The 15,593-nt window shown below is 68.4% G+C and carries 17 protein-coding genes and 1 pseudogene; 14 read left to right on the top strand and 4 right to left on the bottom strand.

Translation table 11 applies throughout. From position 1 onward, the window contains the following. Positions 1-28: 28 nt before the first annotated feature. Together ACFOMD_RS04610 and ACFOMD_RS04615 are read right to left on the bottom strand one after the other, a co-directional pair. Positions 29-834, bottom strand: a pseudogene (locus ACFOMD_RS04610) (SDR family NAD(P)-dependent oxidoreductase). Beyond that, positions 824-1,393, bottom strand: coding sequence for a carboxymuconolactone decarboxylase family protein (locus ACFOMD_RS04615; protein ID WP_380857535.1), 570 nt, complete (start codon positions 1,391-1,393; stop codon positions 824-826). The pseudogene ACFOMD_RS04610 and the gene ACFOMD_RS04615 overlap by 11 nt, the downstream one beginning before the upstream one ends. A 106-nt stretch (positions 1,394-1,499) precedes the next feature. On the opposite strand from ACFOMD_RS04615, the gene plsY reads away from it, so the two are divergent. The 7 genes from plsY to rpmG all read left to right on the top strand — a co-directional run bounded on the left by plsY (position 1,500) and on the right by rpmG (position 9,034). Next, on the top strand, positions 1,500-2,111 hold the full coding sequence (plsY, locus tag ACFOMD_RS04620; protein ID WP_380857538.1) for a glycerol-3-phosphate 1-O-acyltransferase PlsY: 612 nt from the start codon (positions 1,500-1,502) through the stop codon (positions 2,109-2,111). Further along, positions 2,104-3,207 carry a DNA-processing protein DprA gene (gene dprA / locus ACFOMD_RS04625; protein ID WP_380857541.1) on the top strand — a complete coding sequence of 368 codons (1,104 nt, stop codon included), beginning with the start codon at positions 2,104-2,106 and terminating at the stop codon, positions 3,205-3,207. Before plsY ends, dprA begins: the two co-directional genes overlap by 8 nt. An 82-nt stretch (positions 3,208-3,289) precedes the next feature. Then, the gene (gene topA / locus ACFOMD_RS04630; RefSeq protein ID WP_380857544.1) at positions 3,290-5,860 is read left to right on the top strand and encodes a type I DNA topoisomerase; all 2,571 of its coding nucleotides are present in this window, start codon (positions 3,290-3,292) and stop codon (positions 5,858-5,860) included. 32 nt (positions 5,861-5,892) lie between these two features. Further along, entirely contained in the window at positions 5,893-6,120 is a 228-nt protein-coding gene (locus tag ACFOMD_RS04635; RefSeq protein WP_380857547.1) for an AbrB/MazE/SpoVT family DNA-binding domain-containing protein, read from the top strand. Next, the gene (locus ACFOMD_RS04640; RefSeq protein ID WP_380857550.1) at positions 6,117-6,506 is read left to right on the top strand and encodes a type II toxin-antitoxin system death-on-curing family toxin; all 390 of its coding nucleotides are present in this window, start codon (positions 6,117-6,119) and stop codon (positions 6,504-6,506) included. Before ACFOMD_RS04635 ends, ACFOMD_RS04640 begins: the two co-directional genes overlap by 4 nt. 2 nt (positions 6,507-6,508) lie before the next feature. Next, a complete protein-coding gene (rnr, locus tag ACFOMD_RS04645; protein ID WP_380857553.1) occupies positions 6,509-8,764 on the top strand; it encodes a ribonuclease R in 2,256 nt (751 codons plus the stop codon). Positions 8,765-8,866: 102 nt separating this feature from the next. Then, on the top strand, positions 8,867-9,034 hold the full coding sequence (gene rpmG / locus ACFOMD_RS04650; RefSeq protein ID WP_380857556.1) for a 50S ribosomal protein L33: 168 nt from the start codon (positions 8,867-8,869) through the stop codon (positions 9,032-9,034). A gap of 69 nt (positions 9,035-9,103) precedes the next feature. On the opposite strand, the gene ACFOMD_RS04655 is transcribed toward rpmG, so the two are convergent. Next, on the bottom strand, positions 9,104-9,466 hold the full coding sequence (locus ACFOMD_RS04655; protein ID WP_380857559.1) for a response regulator: 363 nt from the start codon (positions 9,464-9,466) through the stop codon (positions 9,104-9,106). 114 nt (positions 9,467-9,580) lie between these two features. On the opposite strand from ACFOMD_RS04655, the gene ACFOMD_RS04660 reads away from it, so the two are divergent. From ACFOMD_RS04660 to ACFOMD_RS04690, 7 genes are all read left to right on the top strand, one after another. Continuing rightward, the gene (locus ACFOMD_RS04660; RefSeq protein ID WP_380857567.1) at positions 9,581-9,844 is read left to right on the top strand and encodes a DUF3572 family protein; all 264 of its coding nucleotides are present in this window, start codon (positions 9,581-9,583) and stop codon (positions 9,842-9,844) included. Continuing rightward, entirely contained in the window at positions 9,841-10,455 is a 615-nt protein-coding gene (locus tag ACFOMD_RS04665) for an HAD family hydrolase (RefSeq protein ID WP_380857570.1), read from the top strand. The genes ACFOMD_RS04660 and ACFOMD_RS04665 overlap by 4 nt, the downstream gene beginning before the upstream one ends. 79 nt (positions 10,456-10,534) lie before the next feature. Further along, on the top strand, positions 10,535-11,002 hold the full coding sequence (locus ACFOMD_RS04670) for a RidA family protein (RefSeq protein WP_380857573.1): 468 nt from the start codon (positions 10,535-10,537) through the stop codon (positions 11,000-11,002). A 4-nt stretch (positions 11,003-11,006) separates the two neighbouring features. Continuing rightward, positions 11,007-11,783 carry a glycerophosphodiester phosphodiesterase family protein gene (locus ACFOMD_RS04675; RefSeq protein WP_380857576.1) on the top strand — a complete coding sequence of 259 codons (777 nt, stop codon included), beginning with the start codon at positions 11,007-11,009 and terminating at the stop codon, positions 11,781-11,783. A 10-nt stretch (positions 11,784-11,793) separates the two neighbouring features. Further along, positions 11,794-12,921: a GNAT family N-acetyltransferase gene (locus tag ACFOMD_RS04680; protein WP_380857579.1), complete on the top strand. Its 1,128-nt coding sequence runs from the start codon at positions 11,794-11,796 to the stop codon at positions 12,919-12,921. A gap of 337 nt (positions 12,922-13,258) precedes the next feature. Further along, on the top strand, positions 13,259-13,894 hold the full coding sequence (locus tag ACFOMD_RS04685) for an ATP-binding cassette domain-containing protein (protein WP_380857582.1): 636 nt from the start codon (positions 13,259-13,261) through the stop codon (positions 13,892-13,894). Beyond that, complete coding sequence (locus ACFOMD_RS04690; RefSeq protein WP_380857585.1) at positions 13,891-15,282, top strand: hypothetical protein; 1,392 nt, start codon at positions 13,891-13,893, stop codon at positions 15,280-15,282. The genes ACFOMD_RS04685 and ACFOMD_RS04690 overlap by 4 nt, the downstream gene beginning before the upstream one ends. Here ACFOMD_RS04690 and ACFOMD_RS04695 read toward each other — a convergent pair. Further along, positions 15,279-15,575, bottom strand: coding sequence for a hypothetical protein (locus ACFOMD_RS04695; RefSeq protein WP_380857588.1), 297 nt, complete (start codon positions 15,573-15,575; stop codon positions 15,279-15,281). The genes ACFOMD_RS04690 and ACFOMD_RS04695 overlap by 4 nt on opposite strands. Between the last annotated feature and the right edge of the window lie 18 nt (positions 15,576-15,593).

A 15,593-nucleotide genomic window follows, 5' to 3' on the forward strand; every position in this document is an offset into this window, starting at 1 on the left:
GGGCTTTTAGGCGAACGCCCCGGCCGGCTCAACCGATCCGAACCGACATGCCACCATCGACCGGCAGGATCGCGCCGGTGATGAAGCGCGCGTCGTCCGACGCGAGGAACAGCGCGGCGTTGCAACGTCCCAGGCCGTGCCCATCGCGCCGAGCGGCACGCGGGCGTTGCGCTGTGCCCGTACCTTCGCCTGCTCCTCGCCGCTCAAGCCCGCCCAGCCCTGGATCGCCATCGGCGTATCGATCAGGCCCGGCATCACCGCATTGCAGCGGATGCCGTGGCGGGCGTTGAGCGCCGCGACGCTGGTGGTGAGCTTGTTCACCCCCGCCTTCGACACCTCGTAGGCGATGATCCCGGCCGGCGCGATCGCCGCGAGCGAGGAGATGTTGACGATCGCTCCGCCGCCGCCCTCGCGCATCGCCGGCAGCGCATGCTTGATCGTCAGCCACATGCCCTTGAGGTTGACCTCGATGATCCGGTCCCACGCATCCTCGTCAAGCTTGTCGACCGGCCCGTCGCCGGCGCCGATCCCGACATTGTTGTGGAGCACGTCGATGCGCCCGAAGCGCTCGATCGCCGCCGCGACCAGCGCCGCGCAATCGGCTTCGCGGGCCACGTTGGCCGCCTGCGCCTCGGCCGTGCCGCCTTCGCCCCGGATTTCGGCGGCGACGGCCTTGGCGCGTTCGGCGGCCCGGTCGACACACAGCACGCTCGCCCCTTCGCGAGCGAACAGCAGCGCGGTGGCACGGCCGTTGCCCAAGGTGTCGCCCGGCGTCTGCCCCGCCCCGACCACCACCGCGATCTTGCCCGCGAGCCGGCCCATCTCAGCGCCCATCGATCGCGGGATCGATCGCCAAGCCGACGTCGGGCTGCACGCCGAAGCTGTTCAGCAGCATCGACACCTGCGTGTACTGGCCGACGGTGTAGACGAGATCGACACGCTGCTTCTCGTCGAAATGCGCCGCCAGCCGCGCCCAGGTCGCGTCGCTGATGAACTGGTCGGCATGAAGCTCGTCGCAGGCTGCGAGGATAGCTGCATCGGCAGCGCTCCAATCCGGCGTACCCTCCCCTACCTTGATCGCCTCGACTTCCGCATCGGTCAGTCCCGATCGTTTGCCGATCACGACATGCTGGCCCCATTCGTACCCGGCACGGCACAGCCAGCCGATCCGCAGTATGGCGATCTCGCGCTCGCGCGCCGGCAGCGCATTCTTCTGGCTGAGCACATAATTGCCCCACGTCAAGAAAGCGCGGAACGCCTCCGGGTGGCGCACCATCGTGCGGAAGATGTTGAAGGCGCTGCCGTGCTCGACCAGCGGCGCCATCAGCGCCGCCTGCTCGGGCGTCCATTCCTCGTTGGCGGTCGGCGTGATCCGCGGCTGGCTCAATCGCATGTTATGTTCCTCCCCGGCGGGCAGCTTGGCACGGCGCTAGCGCCACCGCAGCTATCATCACGACGAGCCGTTTGCGTTGAGCCGAGTGTCGGCTACGCTCGCGCGTATGGAAGCATCGCTGCTGCAAAGCGTCTGGCTGTGGATCGCCGCAGGTTATCTGCTCGGCTCGATTCCCTTCGGCCTGCTGCTCACCGTCGCCGCCGGTGGGGGCGATATCCGCAAGATCGGCTCCGGCAACATCGGCACCACCAATGTGCTGCGCACCGGCCGCAAGGGCCTCGCCGCCGCGACACTGATCCTCGACGCCGGCAAGGGCGCCGCCGCGGTGCTGCTCGCCCGTCACTTCGCACCCGACACCAACATGGACGTGGTCGCGGGCATCGCGGCCTTCATCGGCCACCTCTATCCCGTCTGGCTCGGCTTCAAAGGCGGCAAGGGCGTCGCGACGATGCTCGGCGTGGCGCTGGCGGTTTACTGGCCCGCCGGCCTCGTCTTCGCCGTCGTCTGGGTCGCGGCGATGCTGATTACCCGCTATTCGTCGGCCGGCGGCATGGCGGCTGCGGTCGCGACGCCGATCCCGCCGCTGGTGCAGGGCAATTACAGCCACGCCGCGATGTTCTTCGGCATGGCGCTGTTCGTGCTGGTGAAACACGCCGACAATATCGCCCGGCTGCGCGCCGGCACCGAATCGAAGATCGGCGCCAAGACGGATGGCTGACGCGCCGTCGGCGTCTGAGGCCGAACGGATCGCGCGGCTGCGGCTGATCCGCTCCGAAAACGTCGGCCCCGTCACCTTCCGCCAGCTCATCACCCGCTTCGGCAACGGTCGCGCCGCGCTCGACGCGCTGCCCGAGCTGGCCCGGCGCGGCGGCCGCAAATCGCTGCGCATCGCCACCGCCGCCGATGCCGAGCGCGAGATGGCGGCGGTCGAACGCTTCGGCGGCCGGCTGCTGTTCTGGGGCCTCGCCCTTTACCCGCGCCTCCTCGCCGAGATCGACGACGCGCCGCCAGTCCTCGCGATGCGCGGCGATGTCCGACTTCTCGACCGGCCAGCGGTCGCGATGGTCGGCGCGCGCAACGCGTCTGCTGCCGCGATCCGCTTCGCGCGCGGCATGGCCGCCGATCTCGCCGCGGAAGGTGTGGTGGTCGTGTCCGGGCTGGCGCGCGGCATCGATGCCGCGGCGCACACCGGCGCGCTCGACGGCGGCACGGTGGGCGTCATCGCGGGCGGGCTCGATATCGTCTATCCGCCCGAGAACGCGGATCTGCACGAGCAGCTGTTCGCGCAGGGGCTGGTCGTCGCCGAGCAGCCGCTCGGCGTCGAGCCGCAGGCGCGGCATTTCCCGCGCCGCAACCGCATCATCTCCGGCCTGTCGCAGGGCGTGGTCATCGTCGAGGCGGCGCCGAAATCGGGATCGCTGATCACCGCGCGCTTCGCCGGCGAGCAGGGCCGCGAGGTGATGGCGGTGCCGGGCAGCCCGCTCGATCCGCGCGCACAGGGCTGCAACCTGCTGATCCGCGACGGCGCGACCTTGGTGCAGTCCGCCGCCGACGTGCTCGAATCGCTCGGCCCGATCGGCGGGTCTCGCGCCGCGACTCCACCCGCGCCGCCTTTTTCACCGGCGCCGGTCGCCGAAGCGGGCGAGGCCGAACGCGATGCGGTGATCGCGTTGCTGGGCCCGGTCGCGGTGCCCGTCGATGAGCTGATCCGCCTGTCGAACCTGCCGCCCGCGGTGGTGCAGACGATATTGCTCGAACTCGAAATCGGCGGCCGACTCGTCCGTCACGCCGGCGGACGCGTAGCTTTGTCCTGAGCGTCAGGGGCTTGCGGCACGTCTTATATAGGGACTACAGCCCCGCGCTCGCGGCGTCGGGCCGTTCAGAGGGAATTGGTACATGCAGCTTGTGATCGTGGAATCGCCGGCCAAGGCGAAGACGATCAACAAATATCTGGGGTCGGACTATAAAGTCCTGGCCTCCTACGGCCATGTCCGCGACCTGCCGCCCAAGGACGGCTCGGTCCTTCCCGACGATGATTTCCGCATGCTGTGGGAGGTTTCGGCCGACCGCTCGAAGCAGCTCCGCGCCATCTCCGATGAGGCCAAATCGGCCGACACCCTCATCCTCGCCACCGACCCCGATCGCGAGGGCGAGGCGATCTCGTGGCACCTCTACGAGTGGCTGAAGGGCAAGCGCGCGCTCCCCAAGGACGTGCAGCGCGTCACCTTCAACGAGATCACCAAAGGCGCCATCCTCACGGCGATGAAGGCGCCGCGGCAGCTCGACCAGGAGCTGGTCGACGCCTATCTGGCGCGCCGCGCGCTCGACTATCTCGTCGGCTTCACCCTGTCGCCGGTGCTGTGGCGCAAGCTCCCCGGCGCCAAGTCGGCGGGCCGCGTGCAATCGGTGGCGCTGCGCCTGATCGTCGACCGCGAGCGCGAGATCGAGACCTTCATCACCCGCGAGTTCTGGACGGTCGACGGCGATTTCGCGTCGCCCGGCGGCCAGGCCTTCGGCGCGCGGCTGGTGACGTGGCAGGGCAAGAAGCTCGACAAGTTCGACCTCAACAACGCCGCGCTTGCCAACGAGGCGAAGGCCGATGTGCTCGCCGGCCGCTACAAGGTGGCGGGTGTCGAAACCAAGCCGGTCAGCCGCAACCCCTACCCGCCCTTCACCACCTCGACCTTGCAGCAGGAGGCGGCGCGCAAGCTCGGCTTCACCGCGACGCAGACGATGCGCGTGGCGCAGCAGCTCTATGAAGAGGGCGTCATCACCTACATGCGCACCGACGGCGTGACGATCGCTGGCGAGGCGATCGCCGCGGCGCGTGACGTGATCGGCAAGCGCTTCGGTGCGACCTCGGTGCCCGACAAGCCGCGCGTCTACACGTCGAAGGCGAAGAATGCGCAGGAAGCGCATGAGGCGATCCGCCCGACCGAGATGAGCCGCGCCCCCGACGCCGCCGGCCTGTCGGGCGACCACCGCCGGCTTTACGAGCTGGTGTGGAAGCGCACGCTCGCCAGCCAGATGGCCTCGGCCCGGCTGGAGCGCACCAGCGTCGATCTCGTCGACGAGCATGGCCGCGCCACCCTGCGCGCCACCGGCCAGGTCGTGCTCTTCCCCGGCTTCCTCGCCCTCTACCAGGAGGACCGCGACGAGCCGGCGGACGAGGAGGACGGCCAGCGGCTGCCCAAGCTGACGCAGGGCGACATGGTGAAGCTCGACGCCGCCCGCGCCGAGCAGCATTTCACCCAGCCGCCGCCGCGCTATTCGGAGGCGAGCCTCGTCAAGAAGCTGGAGGAGCTCGGCATCGGCCGCCCCTCCACCTACGCCTCGATCCTGCAGACCCTGCGCGACCGCTCCTACGTCCGCGTCGACAAGAACCGCTTCCACCCGGAGGAGAAGGGCCGGCTCGTCACCGCCTTCCTCGAGCGCTTCTTCGAGAAATACGTCAGCTACGACTTCACCGCCGGCCTCGAGGAGCAGCTCGACGAGATCGCCGACGGCGACATCGACTGGAAGACGGTGCTTCGCGAGTTCTGGAAAGATTTCCAGCCGAAGACGCAGGAGATCATCGAGCTGAAGCCGTCCGAGGTGACGCTGCAGCTCGACGAGTTCCTTGCGCCTTACCTGTTCCCCGACAAGGGCGACGGCGATCCGCGCCGCTGCCCGGCGTGCGGCGACGGCCGCCTGTCGCTGCGCGGCGGCAAGTTCGGTTCGTTCATCGCCTGCTCCAACTATCCCAACTGCCGCTACACCCGGCCGTTCGGCGAGGGCGAGGCGGCGGGCGCCAACGGCGACACCGGCCCGAAGGAACTGGGCCTCGACCCGGAGAGCCAGGAGCCGATCACCCTGCGCTCGGGCCGTTTCGGCCTGTTCGTGCAGCGCGGCGAGAGCGAGAAGCCGCCACGCGCCAGCCTGCCGCGCGATGTGAAGGCGGAGGACCTCGATCTCGCGATGGCGGTGCGGCTGCTGTCGCTGCCCCGCACCATCGGCAACCATCCGGAGACCGGTCTGCCAATCACCGCGAGCATCGGCCGCTACGGCCCCTATCTCGCGCATGACGGCAAATACGCGAAGCTCACCTCGACCGCCGAGGTATTCGAGACCGGCATGAATGCCGCGGTGGTGAAGCTCGCCGAGCCGCGCGGCGGCAAGTTCGAGCGCAAGGCCCCGGCGGCGCTGCGCGAGATCGGCGCGCACCCGACCAGCGGCGCGGCGATCCGGCTGATGGAAGGCCGCTTCGGCCCCTACGTCACCGACGGCACCACCAACGCCACGGTGCCGAAGGCGCACGATATCCAGACGCTGTCATTGGAAGACGCCGCCGCCCTGATCGACGCCCGCGCCGCGGCCGGCCCGTCGAAGAAGGGCGGGCGCGGCAAGAAGGCGCCGGCGAAGGCGGCAGCCAAAAAGCCGGCAGCGAAGAAGCCGGCTACGAAGGCGAAGAAACCGTCGAAAGCTTGAGCGGTTATAACGATCGTTATATAGGAATCGTTATGAACAAGCCGGTTAAGCTCACCGCCGTCGGCAACTCGACGGGTGTCATCCTGCCGAAGGAAGTGCTCGCACGCCTGAACGTCGAGCGCGGTGACGAGTTGTTCATCGTCGAGACGCCCAATGGCATCGAATTGCGTGCGCGCGATCCGGAGTTCGAAGAGAAAATGCGGATCGCCCGGCAGATCATGCGCGAGGATCGCGATCTGCTGCACGCACTTGCGCAGTGACGGATTGGATCTGGATCGACGCCGAGATCGCCGAAGCTGTCCACTCGGAGCAGTTGGCTGAACACGGTGGGCCCGCCGGTACCCGAGACCACGGGGCGCTGGAATCCGCATTGGCCCGGCCCGTCAATCTCGCGGCCTATGGCGAGCCCGACCTGGCGGAACTCGCCGCCACCTATGCGTTTGGCATTGCGCGCAACCATCCCTTTGTCGATGGCAACAAACGGACAGCGTGGATCGTCGCGCGGTTGTTCGTCCGATTGAACGGTGGGCAGTTGAGCTACGATCGGGAAGACGCCTATCGAACCGTGATCGCGCTCGCTGCCGGGCAACTCTCCGAAGCCGTGCTGGCCGATTGGCTCCGCCAGCGCCTGAATGGCGTTACCTGATCATGGCCCGTCGTCCCCTTCCCGGTCTGCCCACCCGCGAGCAGGTCCTGCGCTTTATCGAGGAGAGCCCGACCCCCGTCGGCAAGCGTGAGATCGCGCGCGCCTTCGGGCTGCACGCGCAGGACAAGATCGCGCTGAAGGCGCTGCTGCGCGACATGGCGAACGACGGCGATCTCGAGGCCGGCGCCGGGCGCAACTTCCACAAGGGCGGCGGCCTGCCCAAGGTGACCGTGCTGCGTGTCGTCGAGGTCGAGGAAGGCCCCGTCGCCATTCCCGACGCCTGGGACAAGGGCGGCACCCCGCCGCGCGTCCGCATCGTCGAGCATAGCAAGCGCGAGGCGCTCGGCATCGGCGACCGCATCCTCACCCGCATCGAGGAAGTGGGCAGCGGCTATCGCGCCCACCCGATGAAGAAGTTGTCGCGCAGTTCCGAGTTCGTGCTCGGTATCCTGCGCGAGGACAAGCGCGACCAGAAGGGCGGCGGCGTCGCGCGGAGCTGGCGGCTGGTGCCCGTCGACAAGCGGGCGCGGCTGGAAATCAACGTGTCCGATCCCGGCGAGGCCGAGCCGGGCGACCTCGTGCTCGTCGAGCCGACTGGGCGCCCGCCGCGGCAGACAGCGCGTGTCGTCGAGGTGCTGGGCGACCCGTTCGCGCCGCGCAGCTTCTCGCTGATCGCCATTCACGCCAAGGGCATCCCGCACCGCTTCCCCGACGAGGCCATCGCCGAGGCGAACGCGGCGGCGCAAGCGCCGCTCGGCGACCGCGAGGATCTGCGCCACCTGCCGATCCTCACCATCGATCCCGCCGATGCGCGCGACCATGACGACGCCGTTTGGGCCGCGCCCGACGACGATGCGGCGAACCAAGGCGGCTGGAAGGCCGTGGTCGCCATCGCCGACGTATCGTGGTTCGTTCGCCCCGGCAGCGCGCTCGACCGGGAGGCATTCAAGCGCGGCAACTCGGTCTATTTCCCCGACCGCGTCGTGCCGATGCTGCCCGAGGCGCTGTCCGCCGACGCCTGCTCGCTCGTCGCCAACGAGGACCGCGGCGTCCTGGCCTGCCATCTGCAGATCGCGCCTGACGGCAAGCTGCTGAAGTGGCGCTTCACCCGCGCGGTGATCCGCTGCGTCGAGAATATCGCCTATGAGGACGCGCAGGCGGCCATCGACGGCACCTTGGAAAGCCCGCACACCGAGACGATCCTGAAGCCGCTGTGGGGCGCGTGGGGCGTACTCGACAAGGCGCGCGGCAAGCGCGAGCCGCTCGAACTCGACCTGCCCGAACGCCGCGTCCAGATCGACGAGCAGGGCCGCATCATGAGCGTCGCGGTGCGCGAGCGGCTCGACGCGCACCGGCTGATCGAGGAGTTCATGATCACCGCCAACGTCGCGGCGGCCAAGGCGCTGGAGGCGAAGCGCGCGCCGTGCATGTACCGCGCGCACGAGCCGCCGAGCCGCGAGAAGCTGGCCGCGCTGAAGGAATATCTCGACACCTTCGACATCGAGATGGCGCTGGGCCAAGTGATCCAGCCGCGCACCTTCAACCGGTTGCTGGCACAGGTCGGCGACCGGCCGGAGAAGGAGCAGATCTCCGAGCAGGTCCTCCGCACCCAGACGCAGGCCTATTACACGCCCGAGCATCTCGGGCATTTCGGCCTGTCGTTGGGGAGCTACGCCCACTTCACCTCGCCGATCCGCCGTTACTCGGACCTCGTCGTCCACCGCGCACTGGTCCGCGCCTACAAGCTCGGCGAGGGCGGCCTTAGCGAGGATGAGGCGGCGAAAATGGCCGCGACCGGCGAGCATATCTCGATGACCGAGCGCCGCGCGATGGAGGCGGAGCGCGACACCATCGACCGCTATGTCGCGGCGTTCCTGTCCGAACGGGTCGGCGAGGTGCTGCCGGCGCGCATCACCGGCGTCGCCGCCTTTGGCTTTTTCGCGACGGTCGTCGGCATCGGCGGCGACGGGCTGGTGCCGATCTCGACGCTCGGCGACGAATATTTCGTCTTCGACAAGGGCACGCAGAAGATCGAGGGCAGCGAGAGCGGCACGATCTTCTCGCCGGGCCTGCGGCTCGACCTGCGACTCGCCGAGGCGAATCCGATCACCGGGGCACTGCGCTTCGAGCTGCCCGAGGCGCCGGCCGGCTCGGGCGCGCGGCCGGAACGTCATCGCCGCGACCGTCAGCGCCCGGGCGGGCGTCCCGGCGGCGGGCGGGGGCCGCGGCCGCCGTCATCGGGGCGTCGCAAACGCTAGGGCGGGCCTTGACTTCGGAAGGCTCCTGCGCCAGATAGCCCGCCGAACTGCGGCGAGCTTCGCCGCTTTTATTTTTTCGGACAGAGACCAAAGGGCGCCGAGATGGCCAAGCCGACTACCGTCAAGATCAAGCTCGTCAGCACGGCCGACACCGGCTTCTTCTACGTGACGAAGAAGAACCCGCGCACGCAGACCGAGAAGATGTCGTTCCGCAAGTATGACCCGGTCGTCCGCAAGCACGTCGAGTTCAAGGAAGCGAAGATCAAGTAGCTTCACGGCGCTCCCGCGCTGACACGGTGACGGCCGCCTTCGGGCGGCCGTTCGCGTTTCTGCCGTCTTCTAGACGAACTGCCGGATGGTCTCGATAAAGCGGACGACCGATATCGGCTTGGCGATATAGGCGTCGCAGCCGCCCTGCCGGATTCGCTCCTCGTCGCCCTTCAGCGCGAAGGCGGTAACCGCGATTACCGGAATCGACGCCAGCGCCGGCTCGTTCTTGAGGCTGCGGGTGATGTCGAGCCCCGACACCTCGGGCAGCTGGATGTCCATCAGGATCAGGTCCGGCCGCCGCTCGCGCACCAGTTCGACGACGCCCTTGCCGTCGCGCGTCGGGATCGTCGCATAGCCGTGCGCCTCGAGGAGGTCGCAGAAGAGCTTCATGTTGAGGTCATTGTCCTCGACGACGAGAATCGTCTTCGTCATGATCGCGCAACATCCTCTGCTCTACGTAACAACGCGGAATAGCCGCCGGCGCGGGGCTGGCGGCTTCCCTCGGGCCGGATTAGACCTTCATTCGGCATGGGAGGCTACGGGAAAATGAAAAGCGCGCGGCTCGACGCCGAAACGCTGGCCCTGCGCGCGCTCGCCTGGATCGTCGGCGACCCGTCGATGGGGCCGCGGCTGCTGGCGCTGACCGGCCTCGACGTGCCGACCCTGCGCACCCGCGCCGCCGACCCGGACGTGCTCGGCGCGACGCTCGCCTTCCTCGAAGGACATGAGGCGAGCCTGCTCGCCGCCGCCGAGGCGCTCGACGTGCGCCCGCAGGAACTGGTCGCCGCCCGGGCCGCACTCGGCGCATGACCGGCCGTCCACTGGTCATCTGCGATTGTGACGAGGTGCTGATGCACTTCGCCGCGCCATTCCGCGGTTACTTAAGCGATGTCCACGACATGGAGCTCAACTTCGAAAGCTTCTCGCTGTCGGGATCGATCCGTCGCCGCGCCTGCGGCAGCGGCATCACCCAGGCCGACGTCGAGCCGCTGCTCGACGGCTTCTTCGAGCAATGGATCGACCGGCAGTATCCCGCCGCCGGCGCGGTCGAGGCCCTGGCGACGCTGGCGCAGGGCGCCGACATCGTCATCCTGACCAACGTCAAGGACATGGTTCGCACCCGGCGCGGCGCCGAACTGGCCAAGCATGGCATGCCCTATGAGGTGATCTGTAACCGCGGGCCGAAGGGGCCGCCGGTCGCCGCGCTGATCGCCGAGCGCGCGCCGCGTACGGTCGTCTTCGTCGACGACCTGCCGCCACACCATGGATCGGTGGCGAAACATGCGCCCGAAGTTCATCGCCTGCACATGGTCGCCGACCCCGAGTTACGCGCGCTGATCCCCGCCGCCCCTGATGCGCACGCCAGGATCGACGACTGGCCGGCGGCGCTCGATCATATCCGACGCGTTCTGGCCGTCTGAGCGGCGCCCCGCCCCAGCCCGCCCCGCTTGCACTTTTTCCCGGCAGGTGCTTTGACGGGGGGCAATTCTCGGAGCGAACATGAGCATCGAAGAGCGTCTGCGTCAGGCCGGTATCGAACTTCCGCAGGCCGCCGCTCCGGCGGCTAATTATGTGCCCTTCGTGATGGAGAACGGCCTGCTGCATATCGCCGGCCAGATTCCCTTCCAGAAGGACGGCAGCCTGCTGAAGGGTCGCCTCGGCGAGAACCAGTCGATCGAGGAAGGCCAGGCCGCCGCGCGCCTCTGCGCGATCAACCTGATGGCACAGATGAAGGCGGCGCTCGGCTCACTCGATCGCGTCACCCGCATCGTCAAGCTCGGCGTGTTCGTCTCCTCGACGCCCGATTTCACCGACCAGCCCAAGGTGGCGAACGGCGCATCCGACCTGATGGTCGAAATCTTCGGCGACGCCGGGCGCCATGCTCGCTCGGCGGTCGGCGTCACCGTGCTGCCGCTCGGCGTGCCGGTCGAAGTCGACGCCATCGTCGCCTACGCCTCGGCTTTCTGAGCCTATGTTCTGGCCGAAGCTCGATATTGAGAAGTCGGCGCTGAGCTTCCTGACGCGTCAGCCGTACGCGCACCGCGGGCTGCATGACGAAGCCGCCGGCATTCCCGAGAACAGTCTCGCCGCCTTCGATCGCGCGATCGAGCGCGGCTATGGCCTCGAACTCGACGTGCGAATGACGCGCGACGGCGACGTCATCGTCTTTCACGACCCCAATCTTGACCGCATGACCGATGGTCGCGGCCAGATCGCGTTGATGTCGTGGCAGCAGCTGAAGGGCTTCAAGCTCAAGAACAGCGACGAGACGCTGAAGACCTTGCACGACATCCTGCTGCATGTGCGCGGCCGGGTGCCGGTGCTGATCGAGGTCAAGGCGACCGAAAACAAATTCCTGCCCGCCTGCTTCGCGGTGCGCCGCGCGCTTGAGGGCTATCGCGGCGCCGCCGCCGTCATGTCCTTCCACCCCGGCGTCTCCGCCTGGTTCGCGCTGCACGCGCCGAAGGTGGTGCGTGGGCTGGTGATGACCGAAACCGATGGCCGCGCCTTCTCCAAATACAACATCCGCAAGCGCATCCGGCGGCAGCTGCTCGTCTCCAAGGCGAAGCCGCATTTCATCGCCTATGACATCCGCCGCCTGCCCTCGCCGTTTATCGCCGCTGCCCGCGAGCGCGGCATGAAGATCCTGGCGTGGACGGTGCGCGGCGACGCAGCGCATGCGGTTGCCGCCAAGGCGGCCGACCAGGTGATCTTCGAAGGCGAGCTGCCGGCCGGCAAGGCCGCCTGAGCATCCTGCCATGGACGCCGCGCGCCTGATCACCAGCGCGACCGAAATCGACCCCGCCGACTGGGATGCCTGCGCCGGCAGCGGCAATCCATTCATCAGCCACGCCTTCATCAGCGCGCTCGAGGAATCGGGCAGCGCCGTCGCCGAGGCCGGCTGGGGACCGGCGCATCTGCTGGTCGACGACGACGATGGCCGACCCGCCGGCATCCTCCCCGGCTGGTTCAAGTCGCACAGCCAGGGCGAATATGTGTTCGACCATGGCTGGGCCGACGCTTTCGAGCGCGCCGGCGGGCGCTATTACCCGAAGCTGCAGATCGCCGTGCCGTTCACGCCGGTGCCCGGCCCGCGGCTGCTGGCCCGCGATCCGCGGGCGGTGCCGGCGCTGATCGGTGCCGCCGAAGCGGCGGTCGCGCAATTCGGCCTGTCGTCGGCACATGCTACCTTCCTGACGCCCGAGGACGTGGTGGCGTTCGAGGCGGCGGGGTGGATGATCCGCACCGGCCAGCAATTCCACTGGACCAATCGCGGCTACGTCGATTTCGACGCCTTCCTCGCCGACCTCGCCTCGCGCAAACGCAAGGCGATCCGTCGTGAGCGCACGGCGGCGCTGGAGGGCATCGAGGTCGAACATGTCAGCGGCGCGGCACTGACCGAGGGGCATTGGGATGCCTTCTGGGGCTTCTATCAGGACACCGGCTCGCGGAAGTGGGGCCGCCCCTATCTGACGCGCCGCTTCTTCAGCCTGCTGTCGGAGCGGATGGCCGACCGGGTGCTGCTCATCCTCGCGAAACAGGACGGCCGCTACATCGCCGGCGCACTCAACCTGATCGGCGACGATGCGCTCTACGGCCGCTATTGGGGCTGCGTGGAGGACCGGCCCTTCCTGCACTTCGAGCTCTGCTATTATCAGGCGATCGACGCAGCGATTGCGCGGGGCCTGCAGCGTGTCGAGGCCGGTGCGCAGGGCGAGCACAAGCTGGCGCGCGGCTATCTGCCGACCCCGACCTGGTCGGCCCACTACATCGCTCATCCGGGCCTGCGCCGCGCCGTCGGCGACTTTCTGGAGGCCGAGCGCAATGCGGTCGCGCAGGAAATCGAGCTGCTCGGCGAGTATGCGCCGTTCAAGCGCGAGGGTTAGCACCGCCTCCGAAACGATTGGCGGATTTCGCCAATGATTGGCGCTCCTCCAAATTCACCCACAACCGTGATTGCGGATCAAATATTTGATAATGAACGATCTTATACTCAATATCGCAAACTGGCACGCGGGTTGCTCTAGGGAGGGCATCGGTGGAATTTCCCACCGACACCAAGGAGACCCACGATGCTTTTCTCTTCGAGCCTTCACCGCCTGATGGTTAGCAGCCTCGCCGCCACCATCGTCACCGTGATCCTGACGGCCGCCGCCGCCGGCCCGGCCGTCATCTGAGCCCGTACCCGTAGCTTCGCGTAGTTTTACACAGGAGGGGGTGCCGGTGCTGGAGCTTGAAGGCGTCACGAAACGCTATGGCCGCAAGGTCGTGCTCGACGGCATCTCGGCGACCTTCCCGACCGGGCTGACCTTGCTGGTCGGCCCCAGCGGCGCGGGAAAGTCGACGTTGCTCCGGCTGCTGGCGACGGCGGAAAAGCCGAACCGCGGCCGGATGAGCTGGGCGGGTGAACCGCTTCCCAAGGCCCGCACGATGCTGCGCCGCACCCTCGGCTATGCGCCGCAGGCGGTCGACCTGCCCGACGACCTGACGGCGCGCGAATTCGCGCTGCACATGGCGTCGCTGAAAGGTCTCGACCTTGCCGCCGCCGACCGCCAGTTCCTCGCCATCACCGATGCGATCGGCCTCCATGCCGATGCCAACAGCCGCATTGCGACTTTTTCCGGTGGCATGCGCCGCCGCCTGATCTTCGCGCAGGCGCTGCTCGGCGCGCCGCGCCTGCTGGCGCTCGACGAACCGACCGCCGAGCTGGACTCCGAAACCGCGCGCCGCGTCGGCGCGCTGATCGTCGAGGCCGCACGCACCGCCACCGTGGTGATGACCACCCACCTCGCCGACGAACTCGCCCCGCTGGCGGTCGCCACCCTGCGCGTCGACGGCGGGCAGGTGGCGACGGCATGAGCGCGGTCGTGATCGCGCGCTCGTCCTTCACCACCTCGCTGCTCCGCTATTCGCGCAGCTGGGGGCTGTGGCTGTTATTGCTCGTGTCGCTGGTCGGCACCCGCTTCTGGGTGCCGCGCGACGACGGCTCGACGATCATCATCGCGGTGGCCAACAAGATTCCGGTGATGACCTCGGCGATGCTCGGCGTGTCGCTCGGCATCGTCGTGTCCACCTTGCTGCTGCCGATCGGCTACATCTACCTGCGGTCGAACACCACGCGCCGCCAGCCGTGGCAGATCGAGGAGGTTGCCGCCGGCTCGCGGGTCGCCATCGCGCTCGGGCGCTTCGGCGCCGATGTGGCGATGCTGTTCACCGTGCTCGGCGTGCTGACCGTTGCCGGCTGGTTCCTTGCCTGGCTGCTCGTTCCCGCGGCCGAGTTGAACGTCGCCCATGTCGCGCTGGCGCTCTGGCTGATCGCCGGGCCGGCGGTGATGGGCCTTGCCGCCATCCGCATCCTGTTCGACGCACTGCCGCCACTGCGAACCGCGCTCGGTGACTTCTTCTACTTTATGATCTGGATGGCCTCCCTCGTCGCGCCGAGCGTCAGCGCCAAGGATCCGCCGAGCTTTGCCGCCAACATGGCCGACTTCGGCGGCTTCGTGCGGCCGCTGGTGTTCGATGCGCCGAATGGCGACGGCGGCTTCCAGATCGGTGGCGGGCCGGTCGAGGCAGGTCGCATTCCGCTCGACGTGATGGCAGGGCTGATGTCGCCCGGCTACGTCGACTCGCGCTTCGCCTGGGCCGGCATCGCCATCCTCGTCGCGGCGTTCGCGGGGCTGGTCTATCGCCCACACCGCCCGCGTCGCCCCTCGATAAAGGCCGGGCGCCTTACGCGCTGGCTCGCCCCCGGCGCCCCGCCCGCCGCCGATCCGGCCGCGCCTGCCGCACCGCAGAGCGCCTTTGCGCCACTGAATCTGATTATCGCCGAGTTCCAGTTGATCGGCCGCGGCCGGCTGTTCCCGCTGCTGGCGATTGCCGTGGCCGCGGCCGGCTATCTCACCGATTTCCGCCACGCCGCCAGCCCGGCGATGCTGTTGCTGCTGATGTTCGGGCTGACCGCGCACGCCGGCCGCAGCGAGGCGCGCGGCCTGCGGCTGCTCGGCGGCACCGCCGCGTTGCCGCCGATGGCGCGCCGTGCGGCCTTCGTGGCGGCGGGCATCCTGTGGTCGCTGCTGATGGCGCTGCCCGCCATCGTTGCCGGGCCGGTCGGCGAGCAGGCGCTGCTGGCGCTAATGACCGGCGCGGCCGCGGCTGTGGCCTCCTCGGCGCTGGCCGCGCTCAGCGGGTCGGCGTTCGCCCCCCGCGTCGTGCTGCTGATCGCCTGGTACGCCTACCTATCGGCTTAGGCGGCGAGCGCAACACCATCGGCGAGCCAGGCGCGGGCCTGACGCTGCGCCTCGGAAATCTCCCAGGCCGACATTTCGGCGGCCACTTCGGCGCGGTCTTCCTGCGCGCGGCGGTCGCCGGACAGCGCGGCAAGGTTGAACCATTTATGCGCTTCGATCAGGTCGATCTCGACACCGTGGCGGCCGACCGAATAGTCGACACCCAGTTCATAATAGTTCGCGGCGCGGCCGATGCCGGCGTTGGCGAGGCGCTCGGCGACGATGCGGCGCTGCATCGCTTCACTGTGACCCATAACTCAACTCCTCAAATC

It is taken from the genome of Sphingoaurantiacus capsulatus (genome assembly GCF_042648405.1).
GTDB classification, from domain to species: Bacteria; Pseudomonadota; Alphaproteobacteria; order Sphingomonadales; family Sphingomonadaceae; genus Sphingoaurantiacus; species Sphingoaurantiacus capsulatus.

Bases quoted from the DNA above. Each gene is read 5' to 3' on its own strand.
- ACFOMD_RS04655 (WP_380857559.1), bottom strand. From the start codon at position 9,466: ATGACGAAGACGATTCTCGTCGTCGAGGACAATGACCTCAACATGAAG.
- ACFOMD_RS04680 (WP_380857579.1), top strand. From the start codon at position 11,794: ATGGACGCCGCGCGCCTGATCACCAGCGCGACCGAAATCGACCCCGCC.
- ACFOMD_RS04695 (WP_380857588.1), bottom strand. From the start codon at position 15,575: ATGGGTCACAGTGAAGCGATGCAGCGCCGCATCGTCGCCGAGCGCCTC.
- ACFOMD_RS04690 (WP_380857585.1), top strand. From the start codon at position 13,891: ATGAGCGCGGTCGTGATCGCGCGCTCGTCCTTCACCACCTCGCTGCTC.
- ACFOMD_RS04670 (WP_380857573.1), top strand. From the start codon at position 10,535: ATGAGCATCGAAGAGCGTCTGCGTCAGGCCGGTATCGAACTTCCGCAG.
- plsY (WP_380857538.1), top strand. From the start codon at position 1,500: ATGGAAGCATCGCTGCTGCAAAGCGTCTGGCTGTGGATCGCCGCAGGT.
- ACFOMD_RS04615 (WP_380857535.1), bottom strand. From the start codon at position 1,393: ATGCGATTGAGCCAGCCGCGGATCACGCCGACCGCCAACGAGGAATGG.
- topA (WP_380857544.1), top strand. From the start codon at position 3,290: ATGCAGCTTGTGATCGTGGAATCGCCGGCCAAGGCGAAGACGATCAAC.
- ACFOMD_RS04660 (WP_380857567.1), top strand. From the start codon at position 9,581: ATGAAAAGCGCGCGGCTCGACGCCGAAACGCTGGCCCTGCGCGCGCTC.
- dprA (WP_380857541.1), top strand. From the start codon at position 2,104: ATGGCTGACGCGCCGTCGGCGTCTGAGGCCGAACGGATCGCGCGGCTG.
- rnr (WP_380857553.1), top strand. From the start codon at position 6,509: ATGGCCCGTCGTCCCCTTCCCGGTCTGCCCACCCGCGAGCAGGTCCTG.
- ACFOMD_RS04675 (WP_380857576.1), top strand. From the start codon at position 11,007: ATGTTCTGGCCGAAGCTCGATATTGAGAAGTCGGCGCTGAGCTTCCTG.
- ACFOMD_RS04635 (WP_380857547.1), top strand. From the start codon at position 5,893: ATGAACAAGCCGGTTAAGCTCACCGCCGTCGGCAACTCGACGGGTGTC.
- ACFOMD_RS04665 (WP_380857570.1), top strand. From the start codon at position 9,841: ATGACCGGCCGTCCACTGGTCATCTGCGATTGTGACGAGGTGCTGATG.
- rpmG (WP_380857556.1), top strand. From the start codon at position 8,867: ATGGCCAAGCCGACTACCGTCAAGATCAAGCTCGTCAGCACGGCCGAC.